The 16,830-nt window shown below is 68.2% G+C and carries 14 protein-coding genes and 1 pseudogene; 7 read left to right on the top strand and 8 right to left on the bottom strand.

What is annotated here, in order from left to right; translation table 11 throughout:
• Nucleotides 1–1,037, bottom strand: a pseudogene (locus ACFWPI_RS38430) (hypothetical protein); the annotation flags it as partial.
• Nucleotides 1,038–1,930: 893 nt separating this feature from the next.
• Between ACFWPI_RS38430 and ACFWPI_RS38425 the strand changes: the two are divergent.
• From ACFWPI_RS38425 to ACFWPI_RS38415, 3 genes are all read left to right on the top strand, one after another.
• Nucleotides 1,931–3,523: a hypothetical protein gene (locus ACFWPI_RS38425; RefSeq protein WP_380380631.1), complete on the top strand. Its 1,593-nt coding sequence runs from the start codon at nt 1,931–1,933 to the stop codon at nt 3,521–3,523.
• A 1,251-nt stretch (nt 3,524–4,774) separates the two neighbouring features.
• Nucleotides 4,775–5,758: a hypothetical protein gene (locus tag ACFWPI_RS38420; RefSeq protein ID WP_380380633.1), complete on the top strand. Its 984-nt coding sequence runs from the start codon at nt 4,775–4,777 to the stop codon at nt 5,756–5,758.
• Between the two features lie 1,221 nt (nt 5,759–6,979).
• Nucleotides 6,980–7,348, top strand: coding sequence for a hypothetical protein (locus ACFWPI_RS38415; RefSeq protein WP_380380635.1), 369 nt, complete (start codon nt 6,980–6,982; stop codon nt 7,346–7,348).
• Nucleotides 7,349–7,999: 651 nt separating this feature from the next.
• Here the strand turns inward: ACFWPI_RS38415 and ACFWPI_RS38410 are convergent.
• The 3 genes from ACFWPI_RS38410 to ACFWPI_RS38400 form a co-directional block, all read right to left on the bottom strand.
• Complete coding sequence (locus ACFWPI_RS38410; protein WP_380380637.1) at nt 8,000–8,446, bottom strand: hypothetical protein; 447 nt, start codon at nt 8,444–8,446, stop codon at nt 8,000–8,002.
• Nucleotides 8,447–8,457: 11 nt separating this feature from the next.
• Nucleotides 8,458–9,282 (bottom strand): alpha/beta fold hydrolase, encoded by an 825-nt coding sequence (locus ACFWPI_RS38405; protein WP_380380639.1) that lies wholly within the window; start codon nt 9,280–9,282, stop codon nt 8,458–8,460.
• 285 nt (nt 9,283–9,567) lie between these two features.
• Complete coding sequence (locus ACFWPI_RS38400; RefSeq protein ID WP_380425352.1) at nt 9,568–10,371, bottom strand: alpha/beta hydrolase; 804 nt, start codon at nt 10,369–10,371, stop codon at nt 9,568–9,570.
• Between the two features lie 139 nt (nt 10,372–10,510).
• Here ACFWPI_RS38400 and ACFWPI_RS38395 point away from each other — a divergent pair, with 139 nt between their 5' ends.
• Together ACFWPI_RS38395 and ACFWPI_RS38390 are read left to right on the top strand one after the other, a co-directional pair.
• The gene (locus ACFWPI_RS38395; protein WP_380380828.1) at nt 10,511–11,089 is read left to right on the top strand and encodes a TetR/AcrR family transcriptional regulator; all 579 of its coding nucleotides are present in this window, start codon (nt 10,511–10,513) and stop codon (nt 11,087–11,089) included.
• A 334-nt stretch (nt 11,090–11,423) separates the two neighbouring features.
• Nucleotides 11,424–13,004 carry a hypothetical protein gene (locus tag ACFWPI_RS38390; RefSeq protein ID WP_380380830.1) on the top strand — a complete coding sequence of 527 codons (1,581 nt, stop codon included), beginning with the start codon at nt 11,424–11,426 and terminating at the stop codon, nt 13,002–13,004.
• A 570-nt stretch (nt 13,005–13,574) separates the two neighbouring features.
• Here the strand turns inward: ACFWPI_RS38390 and ACFWPI_RS38385 are convergent.
• The 3 genes from ACFWPI_RS38385 to ACFWPI_RS38375 all read right to left on the bottom strand — a co-directional run bounded on the left by ACFWPI_RS38385 (nt 13,575) and on the right by ACFWPI_RS38375 (nt 14,619).
• Nucleotides 13,575–13,778: a transposase family protein gene (locus tag ACFWPI_RS38385; RefSeq protein WP_380425355.1), complete on the bottom strand. Its 204-nt coding sequence runs from the start codon at nt 13,776–13,778 to the stop codon at nt 13,575–13,577.
• Nucleotides 13,779–13,854: 76 nt separating this feature from the next.
• Nucleotides 13,855–14,088, bottom strand: a complete 234-nt coding sequence (locus ACFWPI_RS38380) for a hypothetical protein (protein ID WP_380425358.1) — start codon at nt 14,086–14,088, stop codon at nt 13,855–13,857.
• Nucleotides 14,089–14,136: 48 nt separating this feature from the next.
• Nucleotides 14,137–14,619, bottom strand: coding sequence for a universal stress protein (locus ACFWPI_RS38375; RefSeq protein ID WP_380380834.1), 483 nt, complete (start codon nt 14,617–14,619; stop codon nt 14,137–14,139).
• A gap of 359 nt (nt 14,620–14,978) precedes the next feature.
• Here ACFWPI_RS38375 and ACFWPI_RS38370 point away from each other — a divergent pair, with 359 nt between their 5' ends.
• Nucleotides 14,979–15,410, top strand: a complete 432-nt coding sequence (locus ACFWPI_RS38370; protein ID WP_380380836.1) for a hypothetical protein — start codon at nt 14,979–14,981, stop codon at nt 15,408–15,410.
• 48 nt (nt 15,411–15,458) lie between these two features.
• Here the strand turns inward: ACFWPI_RS38370 and ACFWPI_RS38365 are convergent, their stop codons facing one another.
• Nucleotides 15,459–15,782, bottom strand: coding sequence for an MBL fold metallo-hydrolase RNA specificity domain-containing protein (locus ACFWPI_RS38365; RefSeq protein ID WP_380380838.1), 324 nt, complete (start codon nt 15,780–15,782; stop codon nt 15,459–15,461).
• Here ACFWPI_RS38365 and ACFWPI_RS38360 point away from each other — a divergent pair.
• Nucleotides 15,763–16,767 carry an IS1634 family transposase gene (locus tag ACFWPI_RS38360; RefSeq protein ID WP_380380840.1) on the top strand — a complete coding sequence of 335 codons (1,005 nt, stop codon included), beginning with the start codon at nt 15,763–15,765 and terminating at the stop codon, nt 16,765–16,767. The two genes, ACFWPI_RS38365 and ACFWPI_RS38360, sit on opposite strands and share 20 nt — an antisense overlap.
• Nucleotides 16,768–16,830: the final 63 nt, after the last annotated feature.

Genomic DNA, 16,830 nt, shown 5'->3' with positions numbered 1-16,830 from the left:
TCACTGAAACCCGCGAAGGTGGCCGGGTTGGTGCCGGTGTTGGTGACGGTCTCGGTGTAGGTCAGGGTGTCGCCCTCGTTCACCGGGCCGGTCGGCGAGACCGACTTCGCGACGGTGTAGGAGGTGCCGGCCGGAAGGTTGCAGTTCCCGCTGTCCTGGGTCGCGGAGGCGCCGTAGAAGGGGTGCCCCGTCGCGGCGATGACAGTGGTGGGCAGCGTCGCGGTCGAGGAGGCGGTCGGCACCGAGTTCAGCTTCTCGATGGTGCCGTTCGCACGGAAGATGTAGACGTTGCCGCCGGACTGGGCCAGACCGTAGACGGAGTCCGGGGTGGTGCCGATCTCGGTGATCGTGTTGTCCGGGTGGATCCGGAAGTAGCTGGTGGGGTTCTGGAAGAACGAATCGAACGCGACCCCGAGGACGTCGCCGTCGGACAGGGTCACGAAGTCACCCGAGGAGACGAGTGTGGCGGGGTAGGAGGCGGGGAACAGCGTGCTCACCCCGGTCGCCGGGTTGAGTGTCCAGATCTGGTTCGAGAAGAACGACGCGACGAACAGGCTGCCGTCGGGCCGGGAGCTCAGCGCGTTGAAGGTGAATCCGTCGACCGCGGCCGGACCGGTGATCACCACCGAGCTGGTCTCCGCGCCGGTGGCCGGGTTGATCGTGTACAGCGTCGCGGGGGATTCCTGCCAGGACACCCCGTACAGCGTCGTGCCGTCCGCACTCCACGCGATGTCCCCGTAGTCCCGCACCAGCGGCACGTCGGACAACTGCGTACCGGTCGGACTGTACGAGTACAGCTGGTCACCGCCACCGCCGGTGTTCACCCACAACGGCACCGGCGGACAGGTCAACGCCCGGGACCCGGACCTCTCGCCCGCGCCGTCCGCCTGCGAGGCGGACGCGCTGACGGACGCCACGCCCCGTGATGGGGAAGCCATGGCCGCACCTCCGCCCCAGCCCGCCGTCACGCCGATGACCGCCAGCCCGATCGCCGCGGCGAGCCTGCCGCGCGACCGGCCGCGTCTGATCCCTGCCATACCGCCTCCGTTCCAGTCGGGCGTGACCACCGCACGGCTCCACGCCACATCATTTGATGACACTAAGTGCCCATGTGAGCACCGTAAGTGCCATGGCGTGAGACGGCTCGCGGTGGCGATCCGCACCCGAACCAGCCGGCGGCCCCCGCATGTGGGCCATATGGCCCCATCGCAGACTGTGTCGAGGGCTACGGGTGCGCCCCTCGCGAAGGCTGCCCCAGCCGGGTGCGGAGCTCGGCCCGTGACCGGAGGTGCAGACCTGCGCGTGCCGGCTCGGCGTTCCGTCGCGGCCGGGCTGTTGCCAGAGGGGATCTTGGACTGTCCGCTCGCAGTTGTCGGCGGTGAAGGGCTGCTCGGCCGGTACGGTCGGCGTCAGGCCCGGTGGTCGTAGGCCAGGGCCACAGGAGCGTGGTCAGGCCAGCGTTCGGCATGGGAGGCCACGCGCTCGGCGTAGGTCTCGACGGGCGATGCCAGGCATTGCGCGATGCAGGTCGATTCGCCCGCTCGATGGCCTCGGTGGGCGGGTTGCCTCTGGCGTCGTGAGCTCCGCCGCGCAGGTTCGCCGCGCCCCGCGACACCTTCGCCGGGACCCGTCTCGCGATCACCTCCCTCGCCTCCGGTCGCCCCGCCCGGCGCTCCACCCGCGCCGATGCGGGCACCGGCCGAGGCCCTCCCCCTGTAAGAGGGGCTGCTGAGTTGCCCACCAGATGAACTGCCAGGCCGGCCTGCTGCGACCTTGATTGCCTTTGAATGTCGCGGCAGGAGGCAGCCGGCCGGGTGAACCCCGTTCCGTGACACAGCCCTTCTGACCTGCGGTCCAGCAGCCGCGGCATGGCTGGAGAGCCCAAAGTGGTGACGTTCTGTCGATGTGGCGCTGCGGTACGTATTCGGACATGAGAAGAACTGGCCCTATCGCCGCGCTCGCGTTCGCGCTGGCGCTCACGCTGCTCGGACGAACCGCGCCCGCATCAGCCGACACCGTGCCGCAGCAGGCACGGGCCGCGCCCGCTACCGCGGTTCCGGCCAACCCCACAGCCGACCAGTTCGACAGCTGGGCCAAGCTCAGCGAGAAACAGTGGCTGGAGGCCCTCGAGGAGGGCTGCATCAAGACCGGCACCGCGGCCTGCAAGATGACCAACCAGCAGGCCCACAAGCTTCTCTCCGACACCCAGAAGCTCACCCGGGAACTGCACAACGAGATCATGAACAACCCGGCGGAAGTCGCTGAGCTCAAGACGCTCAAAAAGGAGAAGACCCGCGCCGTACAGCTCCTCGGCGGCAAGGCGGCTGCCACCATCTCGAAGTTCGCCAAGAACCCGGCCGTAAAAAACCTGAATAAATACTCCGATAAAATCGGCGAAGTCGCGGGACATACGGTCAACGGGACATATGGGACCAACGGACTGACCGAGGCCACCCAAGTATCGATCAGCAAGGCGATCGTGTACATGGTGCCCGTTGTCGGAGACGTCTGGTCGCTCGGCGAGGCCATCGCGGACCGCGACGTGGAATCCGGAGCGGTAGCGGTCATCTCCCTCATCGCGACCGCGGTCGCCTTCATCTACCCGCCGGCGGGAGCTGTGCTCGCGACCGCCCTGGCAGCCTACTACGTGGCGAAGATGATCATCGGGTTCCTGTGCGCCAAAGAACGCGACTGGATCGCCGAACCCCCCGGCACCCCAAGGGAACTGTTCGAATCAGGCGCCGACATCCGATGGGAGACGCATCGCGTCGCCGGAAAGGACGTCGTCGCCATCATTCCCCCCACCGGATCCGTGAAGCAGACGCTGCTGCTGGACTCGAAATGGACCGAGTACAACGTCGGACGGCGGCCGGTCAAGTACTCACTCGACGGAAACCTGGTTTTCAGCAGCGCCGGAGCCCCGAAGTCGGTCACGATCTGGCAAGGCGGCCGACAGGCCGGCAGCGCCGACTGCCTAGACGCAGCGGAGGTCTTCGACCAGCCCGAGGTCATCTCCGCCCTTGGGGGGAACATCGGCTGCGTACTGAACTCAAATGCGACCATTTCGCTGGGACATCCCGCCGTTATGGTACTGGAGTACACCTTCCCTAAAAAGAACCCCTGCTCCGGGACTCCGTGCGTCCCCGACAAGGAAATGAACGTACGCCTCGACGTGAAGTCGGAGAGTAAGACGTCTGTAACTCTGGACCTTCCTTTCCGCTACGCGTTCATTTCGTCAATGTCTGAAGTGTCTGCCAGCGGAGAATTCATCTACACCTACGAAGAATCTTTCGACACCGAGGAAGGGGAACAATCCTCTGTCGAGGAAAAATCAATTTCCAACCCCGAGCACGGGAGATGCTACAATTTCTACTCCCCGGCGGACGCAGTCAAAAACTCCACGGACCATAAGGCGACCGTCTGGTACGGGCCGGACTGCAAAGGAACGAAGGTCACCGTCCCAGTCGGAAAGACCGCCAAGCCCGCCGCAGGTGCCGATTTTGACAGCGTCATGGTCGACTGACCCCTTCAGCATGACAATGCCCCTGCGTTCTAGCGAAATCATGTTCGCCAAGAAGGCTTGAACGAGGCAACGGGATCCCTGCAGATCAATGGCCGACCAAAAAAGTCGATCAATCACACGGGTCCCGTTGCCGTCACGCTCCCAGCAGCGGCTGGGACCGGACGGTCGCGGTTCGTGTTCGAGGTTCCGGCCGGGGCGGCGACCTCGAGAGACAGGCCGGAAGTATCCGGTGCGGGATGCGTACGGTCACCGTGGACGACTCCGGCCTGTGGCCGCCCGACCGTGAGCTGGTCACCGTCCGCCTTCCCAAGCGACACGGCCTCCGGTGCGAGTTCGCCCATCCGGTGCTGCGGCTGGTCATCCTCGTCGAGACCGGCACTCGCGCCGTGATCGGTCCCGAGGCCGAGGGCGAACTCGCCTCTACACAGCACGTCTGCCGACCCACCTGGCACCCGGCTGCTGCTGGCTCCGATGCGGGCGCCCTCCTGCGACATCCACGCCGGGCGCGCCGTCGTCCGCGAACCCATCGCGGGCCGTATGCTCCGTCGGCATCCGGTGTTCGCCCGTGGGTCCTGCTACCAGTGACGTGTTCGTGTCCTACCTGGTGCCGTTCCCCTGGCGCTTGCGGGCCCGGGCGAATCGGGTCAGCAGCGCCCCCAAGGTGAGGAGCCAGCCTCCGGCAACGCCAGCGGCCTGTACCTGGGCGCCAGCGTGGGCGAGGGCGACCCCTTGTTCCTGCGGCGGAGCGGGTGCCGGATGGTGCCCGTTGTCGTGGTTGGTGCCTGGCTCAGTGCCCGGGGCGGTGGCGTCTGGGTGGTTGTCCCATTGGCCGGGGCCGGGGCGGTGGTCGCCCCAGCTGCCGTGGCCGCGGAAGTTGTGGCCGTCGCAGCCGCTGTGGTCCTGGTCCTCGCAGGGGGTGCAGGGGGTGAAGGGGGTGCAGGCGACGATGGTGACGGTGTTGCCGGTGGTGGTGACCGGGGGTGCCGTCGGGGGTGGTGCCGGTGACGGCCGGCATGCCCGGGCTGTTGTCCACCACCGCGATGCCGGTCAGCGGCTGGATGCTTTTATGAACACTTTGAGTAACGTGACATGGGTCGACCCGCGTCACCATCCGTACCCGAACCACCCGCGGCCGCCGGATATCGGCCACCTGGCCCCATCGCGGCCCCTCGTCTGGCGCCCCCGCCCCGGCGGCCCGCAGCCTGGTAGCGCCAGGCACCCCCACCCCGCCTCCCGCAAGGACACTCACCTATGACCGCACTGACCAGGTTCGAGACGCCCGAGCCGAACGAGGACCAACTCGTGGCCGAGATGATCGAGGCCATGAACCGGCAGCAGGAGAAGGACTACCCGCCCGGCGCCACCGGCCGGGCCGCCCACGCCAAGCACACCGGACTCGTCAAGATCACCTTCGCGGTCGAGCCCGACCTGCCGGCCAACCTGCGCGTCGGCGTCTTCGCCGAGCCCCGCACCTACGAGGGGTGGCTGCGCTTCTCCAGCGGCAGCGGCAAACCGCAGTCCGACGACGTCAAGGACCTGCGCGGCGCCGCCATCAAACTGCACGACGTGCCCGGCGAACGCATCCCCGAGAGCGACGAGCCCACCACCCAGGACTTCATCCTCCTCAACACCCCCGCCATCCCGCTCGGCACCGTCAAGCTGTTCCACGACGTCATCACCCTCGAACCGGCCAAGTTCGCCGCCAAGACGCTCACCAGCCACCCCCACGTCCTCGCCGGCCTGGCCAAGGCCGTCATCACCCCCAGCTCACCCGCCGACATCCACTACTGGAGCAACACCGCCTCCCTCCTCGGCCCCGACCAGGTCGTCAAGTACGCCCTCGTACCGACCTCGCCGTACACCAGCCCGGGGCGCGAGAAGCACGAGGACCACTACCTCAGCGACCACCTCCAGGCGCACCTCTCCCAGGCCCCCGCCACCTTCGACTTCATGGTCCAACTGCGCACCGACCCCGGCACCATGCCGGTCGAGGACATCGCCGTCGAATGGAGCACGGACCGGGCCCCGCTGGTGAAGGTCGCCACCGTCACCGTCCCCCGGCAGGAGTTCCGCACCGCCGCCCGCAACCAGCTCGCCGAGGAACTCACCTTCAGCATCGCCCACGCACTCCAGGACCACCGGCCCATCGGCGCCGTCGCCCGCGCCCGCCTGCGCATCTACGGCCACATGGCCACCTGGCGCCACCGGCGCGACCAGCGCACCAAAACCACCTGACCCACGACCATCGCAGCCACACCCGGCGGCAACCACGGTCCTGCTCGCGCAGACCCCGCCGACAGGACCCGAGCAGACCCGGCGCAGTGCCACGCGGGTACGTGCGATCCCGGCCGTTCGAGCGGCCACATGTTCCTGTCCTGGACGTTCCACTCTTCGGCGGGGCCAACCTGGAACGCTGACCGAACGCCCGCCGGGCTGACCGGCACCACATCTCCGACTCGATGCGCAGAGCATCAATATGACTGCTCGGCGTGTTCTGCGGGCGGCCGGACGGCCGGTGCGATCCATTTCTCGTCGGCGCTGTCCGCGCTCAAGGGCGCGGCGTTGCGGCAGTGCCGGCCGGCGTAGGCGAGGGCACCCGGGTCGTTGTGCGGCCCTGGTTCGCACTGCTCCGTCCATCTTGTCCAGGCCTTCCACGTGGCCGTCGGCGGCGAGTGGCTGAACTGTGCCCGGTGGCGGGGGCGTTCGCGGCCGATCGGCCGTCTCCTGCGGATAGGTGCTGCCTGTGGGCGAGGAGGGCGGGCTTGTCCCTGCCTGCGGTGCGGGAGTGGCGCGAGCGAGGGTTCGGCGGCTCGAAGCGCACCCGGTGTGCGATGACCCGTGCTCTCTGTGGCCATGTAGCCGCAGCGGCGCGCCCCGCGTTGCGCTGCACGGTCGGATCGAGGCGCACGTCGAACGTACATGGCAGGACGAACGCGACGTGAGCGTCCGGGAGTTCGGGCTTGCGCAGTTCCCGCATCGCAGTGCGGTCGTCACGCTTGCGGGCACGTCCCACTGCCGCCCACACCCGGCGAGAGGCATGGTTCGGCTGCCCGGCCCCTCCTCAGGTGTATTTCGGGATCGGAACCCTCTCGACGTATTCGTCCATCTTGTGCAGGTAGATATTGGAAAGGGGCGGGTAGATTGCCCGCCCTGCGGACTTTCGCTGTGCGTGGCGTTCCAGGTCCAGCCCACCCCCACTGGTCGTCGAGTGGGTGCAGGCGGGTGATTTCCGTGACTATACGTTTTCAGTCTTTGCGGCCGTGTTACATATGTCCAGCGAAACGGGCGTGAGGTGCGCCCGCGATTTTGTGCGGTTGACCCGCACGGAGAGAGGCTGGGATGAGACCCATTCGTATGCTGGCCGGGGGAGCTGCCCTCGCGATGTGTGCCGCACTGGGGGGCGTGGCGTCCGCACCTGCGGCGTTCGCCGCTCCGGACGCGTGTGGAAACAGCCCCGTGGACTATGTGGGCACGTTCGTGGGGACGGTCAGCATCGGCAACGGGCCCACAACGCTGACCTACACCCTGACCTACCCTACGGTGGGCAGTTACCTGGTGCAGTTGAATGTCGGCGGCGATGTTCCGGGCAACAACTACACGGCTTCGGGGCCGCTGTCTATTTCGGGTGAAGGAGGCGTCGGTAAGACGGTGAACTTCGCCGCATGGCCTCTGTATACGACTGACAACAGGATCACCACCCCGCCGGCGGCAGGCGAGGCGATGGGTTGCTCCAATCTGCTGCCCTTGGTGGCACCGCCGTTCGTCAGCCAGTTCACAGTCAAGCAGGACGGTGGGCCTGACATCATCATGAACAGGACGATCTGACCCCTGTGGTCGTAGGGGTGTCGTCGTTCTCCGGCCGGTGAGCGTGGGCCGGCGGCCGCAGCGGACCGCCCCGACATCGAAGCCCGGTGAGGCTGAGGCGGCGATCGTGGTACCGGTGTCCCCCCAGGGTCAGCCGGTACGGGGTACCCCCGAGGGTCGGCGAGGCTACACCCGCGATGCCGACCAAGGATCTTGAAGGCGTGTCCGAGTCGGTTCGTTCATCGCCACGCGCGCAGCCTCACGGGCAGGGTCGCGTCCGCCATGTCCCCCTCGTTCACCGCTACTCCTTGCTGGTCCCTCTACATGGGATAGAGGGACCAGCAAGGGAACACCTTGCCGCCCTGCCTGCCGTGACTGCCCTCGGCCTCGACCTGCCCGCAGCGAGAGCACGTGAGTCGGAGCCCACGCCCGTTACGCCGCCGCCCACTTCTGAGCGCCCGGACGGCGCGGTGGTCGCTACCGTCGACCCGGGCCGCTGGAAGGGCCGGCCGCTCCGTGTCATCGACCTCACGCCCTGACCGGCCCGCCGAGCCTCCGTTGGTCGCCAACCGTCGGCCGGTAGCGTTCGGATACGCGCCCGCCGGATCCCAGGCGCACACCTCGGGGCCATCACCGGCGGGCGCCATCGAGACGGTGACCTGCGGCGTTTCATCACCTGTGCGGAGCACGGCCGCTCAACGTCCCACGCCGCAACGTCACATTGGTCGGCGAGACATCGAAGGCACCGTCGAGCCGGCTGGTCACGCGGGCCCAGCACAGCCTGCCACGCCGACCGGCACCAGCCGGCAGCCCGTCCGTGGTGATCCCGATGTCGTCGGCGACGTGGGCGAGGACGTCCTCGGCCTGGTGGTCGGTGACGTAGGCCGGGACGACTTCGAGCCGTTCCTGAAGGGTGCGGTGCTCGCGGGCCGGCTGCTGGACGCGGTGTTTGAGAGTGGTGCTCTCACCGGTCAGCGACTGAAGCGACTCGCCGGGGACCGTGTGACCTCGCAGCCGTGGAAGTCCGGCGCCCACCCGACACGACGGCCGGGTCGCCTGCCTGCCCTCGGTCACCTGGACAAGCCGAAACGGTCCGCCGAATTTACGACGGACCGTCACGGAGTTTGGGGCTAGTGGGAGGTGGAGCGGGCGGCGTCCTCGATGAGGTGGGTGACGGCCCCGGGGTGGGAGATCATCGCGACGTGTGAGCTGTTGACCTCTACCGTGTGGGAACCGGCGCGCTGGGCCTCGAAGCGTTCCACGTCCGCGCCCAGGGTCTTGTCCTGGGTGGCGATCATGGCCCACGAGGGGATGGTGTGCCAGGCGGCGGCGGTGGCGGTGGAGGCGAAGGTGGCGGCGGTGACGGGCCGCTGCTCGGCCGCCATGAGGCTGGTCTCGGAGGTGGGGACGTCGGCTGCGAAGACGTCGTGGAACCGGGCGGGATCGATGTACAGGTCGGTCCCGCCGGTGCCGCTGGCGTTGGCGTACGGGACGGGCTTGAGCGCGGGCTGCAACTGCGCCTGGGTGGACCTGGCCGTCAGCGCGCCGAGGACCTCTCCCTTCTCGGGCATCAGCGCGGCGATGTAGACCAGCGCCTTGACCTGGGGGTTGCCGGCGGCGGCCTGGGTGATGACGGCGCCTCCGTAGGAGTGGCCGACGAGCACGATCGGTCCCTGGACGCTCTTGAGGACGCTGGTGAGGTACGCGGAGTCCTCGGGCAGTCCGCGCAGCGGGTTGGCGGGGGCGATGACGGTGTAGCCGTCGTGCTGAAGGCGCTTGGCCACGCCGTTCCAGCCGGAGGCGTCCGCGAACGCGCCGTGCTCCAGCACGACGGTCGGCTTCGCCTTGGCCGGGCCCGAGTCGGCCGACGCGAGGGGGGTCAGGGTGGCCCCCAGGAGGGCTGCCCCGACCGCTGCGAGGGCCACGGTACGTACACGGACACGGCGATTACGCATGATGTTCCTTAGGGAGGAGGAGGCCTGGCCGCGAAGGCGGCCGGGCGTGGGGCGAAAAGCGGTCGGTGCGCAGTGCGGCGCGCACCGCCGTCGGTCAACGGAAGCGGCTACTCGCCGGCCGGGGTGGCCGGGATGTTGCCGTGGGCCGCCTTGGAGTGCGGGCGGCAGGCGTGGATCTGCTCGACCAACCCCCGGAGGCGGTCCGGCGGTTCGACGCGTGGCGTCACCTTGATGCCGTTGCCTGTGGCCCGCGGGGCGGCCCGCCGTACCTGGTGGGCTGGCTGCTCAGCCGATGTGGTGCCGGTCGAGCCAGGTGAGGGTGTGGTCGGCGAGTTCGGTCCAGCCGTGGTCGACGGTGAGGGAGTGGCCGCGGTCGTCGAAGCGGTGGTAGTCGGTGACGGCGGAGGACTTGCGGTACTGCTTGTGGGTGGAGCGGGTCAGCACGTCGGGCACGGTGTGGTCGAGCTTGCCGGACAGGAGGAGGAGCGGTCCGCGGTCCTGGTTGCGGGTGTCGACCTTGGCGGGGGAGTGGGGGGCGAAGTTGCTGAGGGCGAGCTGGAAGAGCGGGCGGGCGGGGCTGGGGATGGTCCACTCGTCGAAGAGTGCGTCGGATTCCTGCTGGGGGACGGCGTTGGCGAACGCGTAGCGGAACTGCTCGGGGTCGAGCGAGACGGCGCGCTTGGTGTTGGCCGGGTTGCGCAGGAACGCGAAGGCCGACTTGGCCTGGGCGGGTCCGACGGCCTTGACGCCCTTGATCTGGCCGGGGCAGATGGCGACGGCTGCCCGGGCGAGGTTCTGGCCGAGGAGGTGCTGGGCGATGAAGCCGCCGACGGAGTGGCCGACGAGGACGGGCGGGGTGTCGAGGTCGCGGATGATCCGGGCGTGGTGGGCGGAGATCTCGGCGAGGCCGATTCCGCCCTGGGGGTCGGGGTTCCTGCGGGCCTGGGCGACGGTGGCGGGGACGCCGGGCCATTCGGGGAGGATCGGTTCGTAGCCGGCGTCGCGGAACCGGTCGGCCCAGCCCTGCCAGCTCGTGGAGTGCAGCCAGAGGCCGTGGATGAACATGACCGGGGTGCGGTTGCTGGGCATGGCGGGGTGACTCCTTGGCGGCGGGGCTTGAGGGTGGCGTCGACCCGGTCGCGGGTCGGACCGGTGCGGCCGGCACATCGAGTAGAAGTACCGTTCTCTCTCCCTGAAGGTAGAACGTTCCTTCTGCTAGCGTCAAGTCATGACGTCGAACGACTCCAGCCGGCCGCGGGAGCGCATCCTGGCCGCGGCGATGCGGCTCTTCTACGCCCAGGGCGTGCGCGGGGTGGGCATCGACCAGCTGATCCGCGAGTCGGCGGTCGCCAACGCGACCTTCTACCGGCACTTCCCGTCCAAGGGCGACGTCGTACTCGCCTATGTCCGCGAGCACGACCGGGCGTTCCGCGAAGCCGCCACGGCGACCGGGCGCTCCCCGCAGGAGACGGTCGAGGCCCTGTTCGCGGGGATCGCGGAGCAGTTCTGCGCACCGGGTTTCCGTGGCTGCCCGTTCATCAACGCCGCCGCCGACTACCCCGACCCGCACCACCCGGTCAGCCGCGCGATCCAGGGGCACATGGACTGGTTCCGCGCGCAGCTGCTGGAACTTCTCACCGCCGCCGGTCACCCGGACCCGGAGGGAGCGGTGGACCCGCTGCTGATCCTGCGTCACGGTGTGATGAACCACGGCCGCTTCACCACGCCCCAGGCCGCACGGAGCGCGCTGTCCGGGGCGGTGGCCGCCGTCCTGGAGCAGGCCCGGGCGGGAGCGGGCGCGCCCTGAGCGGCGGGTCGGGTCGGATGCGGAGCGGGCGGTCCGTGTGCCCGTGGCAGGAGGTGGAGCGGCCCGGGAATCACCGGCGCGCCACCCGCCCTGAGGCGGGCACCGGACTCGTCCTCGCCCGTAAGAGCGCCTGCTGAATCACCTGCCAGCCGAGCCTCGGGGCTGGCCTGCCTCGACCTCGACTGCCCCCGATGCCGTAATGGGAGGCAGCCGGCTGGGTGACCCCTGTTCCGCGCCGTATCCCTCGTGACCTGCGGCCTAGCATCCACGGCATGGGCAGAGAGCCCAGTTGAGTGACGTTCTGCTGATGTGATGTTGCGGTAAGTATTCGCACATGAGGAGAACTGGCCCTATCGTCGCGCTCGCGTTCGCGCTGGCGCTCACGCTGCTCGGACGAACCGCGCCCGCATCAGCCGACACCGTGTCGCAGCCGGCGCAGGCCGCGCCCGCTACCGCGGTTCCGGCCAACCCCACAGCCGACCAGTTCGACAGCTGGGCCAAGCTCAGCGAGAAACAGTGGCTGGAGGCCCTCGAGGAGGGCTGCATCAAGACCGGCACCGCGGCCTGCAAGATGACCGACAAGCAGGCCCGCAAGCTTCTCTCGGACACCCAGAAGCTCACCCGGGAACTGCACGACGAGATCATGAACAACCCGGCGGAAGTCGCCGAGCTCAAGGCGGTCAAAAAGGAGAAGACCCGCGCCGTACAGCTCCTCGGCGCCAAGGGGGTTGCCACCATCTCGAAGTTCACCAAGAACCCGGCTGTAAAAAAACTGAGTAAATATTCCGATAAAATCGGCGATGTCGCGGGTCATACGGTCAATGGGACGTACGCGGTCCACGGACTGACCGAGGCCACCCAAGTATCGATCAGCAAGGCGGTCGTGTACATGGTGCCCGTTGTCGGAGACGTCTGGTCGCTCGGCGAGGCCATCGCGGACCGCGACGTGGAATCCGGAGCGGTAGCGGTCATCTCCCTCATCGCGACCGCGGTCGCCTTCATCTACCCGCCGGCGGGGGCTGTGCTCGCGACCGCCCTGGCAGCCTACTACGTGGCGAAGATGATCATCGGGTTCCTGTGCGCCAAAGAACGCGACTGGATCGCCGAGCCCCCCGGCACCCCGCAGGAACTGTTCGAATCAGGCGCCGACATTCGCTGGGAAAAACACCATGTCGCCGGAAAGGACGTCGTCGCCATCATCCCGCCCACCGGAGTCGTGAGGCAGACGCTGCTGCTGGACTCGAAATGGACCCAGTACAACGCTCAACGGCAACCGGTCCGATACTCGCTCAATGAGCTGATTTTCAGCAGCGCCGGGAATCCGAAGTCGGTCACGGTCTGGCAAGGCGGCAAAAAAGCGGGCAGCGCCAGCTGCATCAACCTGGCGGAAGCCCTGAATCCTGAGCAAATCGAGCTCACCACCGGGGGGAACATCGCGTGCGGTTTGGAGTCGACTGCGACTATTTCGCTGGGGCATCCCGCCATCATTACAATGGAGTACGCTTTCCCTGAAAAAAGCCCCTGCTCCGGAACTCCGTGCGTTCCCGACGGGCAAAAAAATGTACGCCTTCAGGTGAATTCGGAGGGGAAGAACGTTGTGATTCTGAACCTTCCTTTCCGCTACGCGTTCATTTCGAAACTGTCCGAAGTGTACGCCGGTGGAGAATTCACCTACACCTATGTGGAGAAATCCACTGCGAGCGGATTGAAGCTTTCCCAGAAATCAATTTCTCGACTAGAGCACGGAAGGTGCTACAACTTCGACGACCCGGCGGTAGCGGTCAAGAATGCCACGGACCATAAGGCGACCGTCTGGTCCGGGCGGGATTGCAAAAAAGGATCGAAGTTCACCGTCAAGACCGGAGGCAAAGCCACTGCCACAGTCGCCCCTTTTGAGAGCGTCATGGTCGACTGACCCCCCGGTACTGCATTCCCAGATCTTCGAACCTTCTCGGTTGACGGGTCGCCGGTCGTGACCTGGTGATTTCTGTGACCGTCAAAGATGTGGCCGACTAGAACGTTGCCCTTCGTGCTCTGACTGGTGGCTCGGGCTGGTTGTTCAACCGGTCCGAACCCAGGCAGGTGTTCGGTGATTTCGTACGTGCTTCACCGGCTGATGTGCCGAAGAAGAACTCGTGGAACCTGGCTGAGCACACCGGGTATCCGACGCCGCGTCCGTTCGAGCATCTGCTCGACGGCGCGGCGTCGCACGTTGACACACTGCGTGAGGCGGCCCGCGACTATGTGGTCAGACATCTGGGATCAGGACTGTGCCGTAGTGGTGGCCCTTGCGCAGGGCGAAGTCGTCGACGCCGAGCACACGGGGCCGGGTCCGGCAGCGCGCGGATCAGGCGTATCAGAGCGTCCCGGCCGATCCCGACCACCAGGTGCTCGGCCAGGCGGGCTTCGGCTCGGCCGCCGAGTGCGAGGGCGACGGCCTCGCGGACCTTCCGCAGCGGCACTGTGCACCACCCGTAACGGAACGTCAGACCGGGGATCTGCTCGGCGAAGGTCCGCCGCCCGCAGTCGCCGCCGTCGCAGAAGAACCGGCAACCCGCAGGTGAAGCACCAGTTCCTGGCCGGAGACCGCCGTGTCGCTGATCCGCCGCTCGTAGCCGCTGTGAACCCGCTCGGACCAGCTCCCGCAGCCCGGGCACTCCGCCCCCGGCGCCCGGCCATGGGCCTGCACCCGCACCGACGGACCGGTCGCTCTGATCAAGTCCACGTGCAGCGGGGCGAACTGGGGGAACAAGACGGCAAGAAGATCAGCAACAGACACCCACCATGATCGACAAGTGTGGAGGTCTGCGGGCGGCTTTCACGGAACTCGCGCCAGTGCCAATCTCAACTGGCCACCAACAGGCATCCCGCGCCATCGCGTCGATCCGCTGCCACGCCCTCACCATCGCGCCGGCGCCGGGGTTCGACTCGCGTAGCCGGATGCCCTTCCTGCCACCCTCCCCGTAGCCGTCCTCGGCGTCGCCCTGCTCCTGCTGCACGGGTGCCGTTCTTACCTGACTGGCTCAGAGGGCGGCTGAAGTCGATGTTCAGGAAGGCACGGTGCCGTGCTCCACAGGTACGACAACCACGGGAAGGCTGGCGTGATGGACGACCTCGGTGCTCGTCGACCCGAGGGCGAGTCGACCCCAGGCACCCGACCCCCGGGAGCCGACCACGAGGAGGCAGGCGTCCTTGCTCGCCTCAAGGAGGACCTGCGCCGGACGGCCGCGCTCACAGACGATCTCCACCTCCACCGATGGCCCGCCGAGCTGTTGCTGCAGTTCCTTGACTGAGTCCGCCACGGCCTGCGTGACGAGATCGCGCTGCTGGGGCACGGGCTCCGAGCCGCCCGTCCGTTCGAAGCCGGAGTGCTGGGTCGGGGTGTACTCGTACGCGCAGACGGCCCGCAGGCCGGTACCGCGCAGCTGGGCTTCGCGCAAGGCGAAGGTCACCGCCTGCCGGGCCGGGGACGAACCGTCCGTGCCGACCACGATCGGGCCGACCGGGTGGGAGACCGGAGGATCGGTCACGGGAGACCTCCAAAGATTCGGCGGGCGCGGAGACGCGCGCGGCCGTCCCGGCGCGCCTGGTGGCGGTGGCCTGCGCGACGCCCGTCACCAAGCCCCTTCAAGCCTGCTCCTGTTCGCGGGTGGTCACCAGTGCACGCGTGAGCTGCCCCTGTTTGGAGACGTTCCGATGGCCAGCTGCGGCGGCGCCACCGTACTCGTCCTCACCCGGGTCGAGCGCCCCGGGAGAGCGCGAGTTGCGCGGTGAGGTATCCGGAGGCGCCGTAGTCGTAGATGCCCAGGCGTCCGCCGGGCGGCAGTTGTGCGCGCTCCAGGGCGCGGTAGCTGGTACCCGGCTGAGCACGCCGATCTTCAACGGCACGTTGACCACGTGGCTGGAGCAGGGAACCTCCAGCCCCATCGGGCGCCTGGCCCTGCGACTGGGCGCGGGATCCGCACGCGGCGCCTACGACACACCGCCCGAACCCCTCGACGCCGCAGTCCTGTTCGCGCCGGTGGGTGAGCCGATGCCGGTCGCGCTCGCCGCGCTGGATCGCGGAGGCACGCTGGCGGTGGCCGGTATCCACCTCACCGACATCCCCGCCCCCAACTACCAGCAACGCCTGTTCCAGGAGCGCAGTCTGCGCAGCGTCACCGCCAACACCAGCGAGGACGGCCTCACCCACCTCGCGGTAGTAGCCCGGCACCACCCGACCGTCCACGTGCAGCGTCACCTCATGAGCCACGCCGATACCGCGCTCAACGTCCTCGCAGCGGACCGGATCACCGGTGCCGCCGTCCTCGTCGCACGGTGACGGGCGCCGCCGATGCCCGGGTACTGGCAAGACCGACTCAAGGCCGAATCACGTGATCAGGACCTGCTCGCCTGGTTTCGGGACAATGGTGGTCCAGTCGAGTTCGCGGTCGATGCGGTCGCGCAATGCCTTGGAACCGTCGGGTCCACCGTGCACCAAGTAGGTCGCGCTCGGCGGCGGCGCACCGCCCGGCCAGCCGAGGATCCCGCCCGCGTCGGCGTGGGCGGAGAAGCCGGGGACGCTGACTACTTCGGCGCGAACCGGCACGTAGCTGCCGAAGATCTTGACCTTGGGCGCGCCGTCCACCAGGTCCCGGGCGCGGGTGCCCGGTGCGGCGGCCCGGCAGTGGGCCGTGGAGGAGGTCTTCGGCATCACCCCCGAATTCCTCAACGACGACCGCATCGGCCGTGCCCTGGACGCGATCGCCCCGTACCTGGCCCAGATCACCGGCAGTATCGGCGCCCAGGCGATCACCGAGTTCGGCATCGACACCACCCGGTGGCACTGGGACATGACCTCGATCTCCCTGCACGGCGCCTACGAGGCCCCGGACACCGGCTACCCGATGGTCCGCTTCGGCCACCCCAAGGACCGCCGCACCGATCTGAAGCAGATCCAGACCGGGCTTGCGGTCACCGCCGACGGCGGCATCCCCGTCATGCACCGCGCGATCAGCGGCGGCGCCGGCGAGGTCTCCCAGGTCGTGGACACCATGCACGCCCTGCAACAGCTCGCCCAGCGTCCCGGCTTCCTGCTGCTGGGCGACTCCAAGCTGCTGTCCTACGACAACGTGGCCGCGATGAACACCGTCGGCGTGCGCTTCGTCGCCCCGGCCGCGGCCTCCTCGGTCGCCTCCGCCGCCTACGCAGCCCAGGACCTCAAGGCGGCGACGCCCGTGGAGTACACCGCCGAGCGTGACGCGGGCAAGGACGCCGAACAACGCGGCAGCTACCGGGTCCTGGTCCACTCCAGCGCCAGCGCCGCCGGGCAGCGGGCCGCCCGCGACCGGGAGCTGACCAAAGCTCGCGAGGACCTCGAACGCCTGACGCGTGGCCTGGGCAGCCACCACTACCCCGACCAGGCCAAGGCCGACGCCCGGCTCGCCGTGATCACCCGCACCCGCCGTGTCGGCGCCTACCTGCAAGCGGCCACCGGCACCGGCCCGGACGGCACACCGACCCTGGCCTGGTCCTTCGACCAGGACGCCGTCGACGCCGAAGCGGCCGTTGACGGCTGGTACGCACTGCTGACCAACCTGCCCGCCGACCAGACCGACCCTGCCCGGGTCCTGCTGCACTACAGGGCCAGCCGGCCGTCGAGCGCCGCTAGTGTCCTGAGTCTTGAATTTCATTCATAAATATAGACTTGGCCTATGGCGCGGACGGGTCGACCAAAGGTCGAGTTGGTGTTGTCGGACGAC

The organism is Kitasatospora sp. NPDC058492 (genome assembly GCF_042720685.1).
GTDB lineage: Bacteria > Actinomycetota > Actinomycetes > Streptomycetales > Streptomycetaceae > Kitasatospora.
This window is presented reverse-complemented; position numbering and strand designations above follow the sequence as displayed.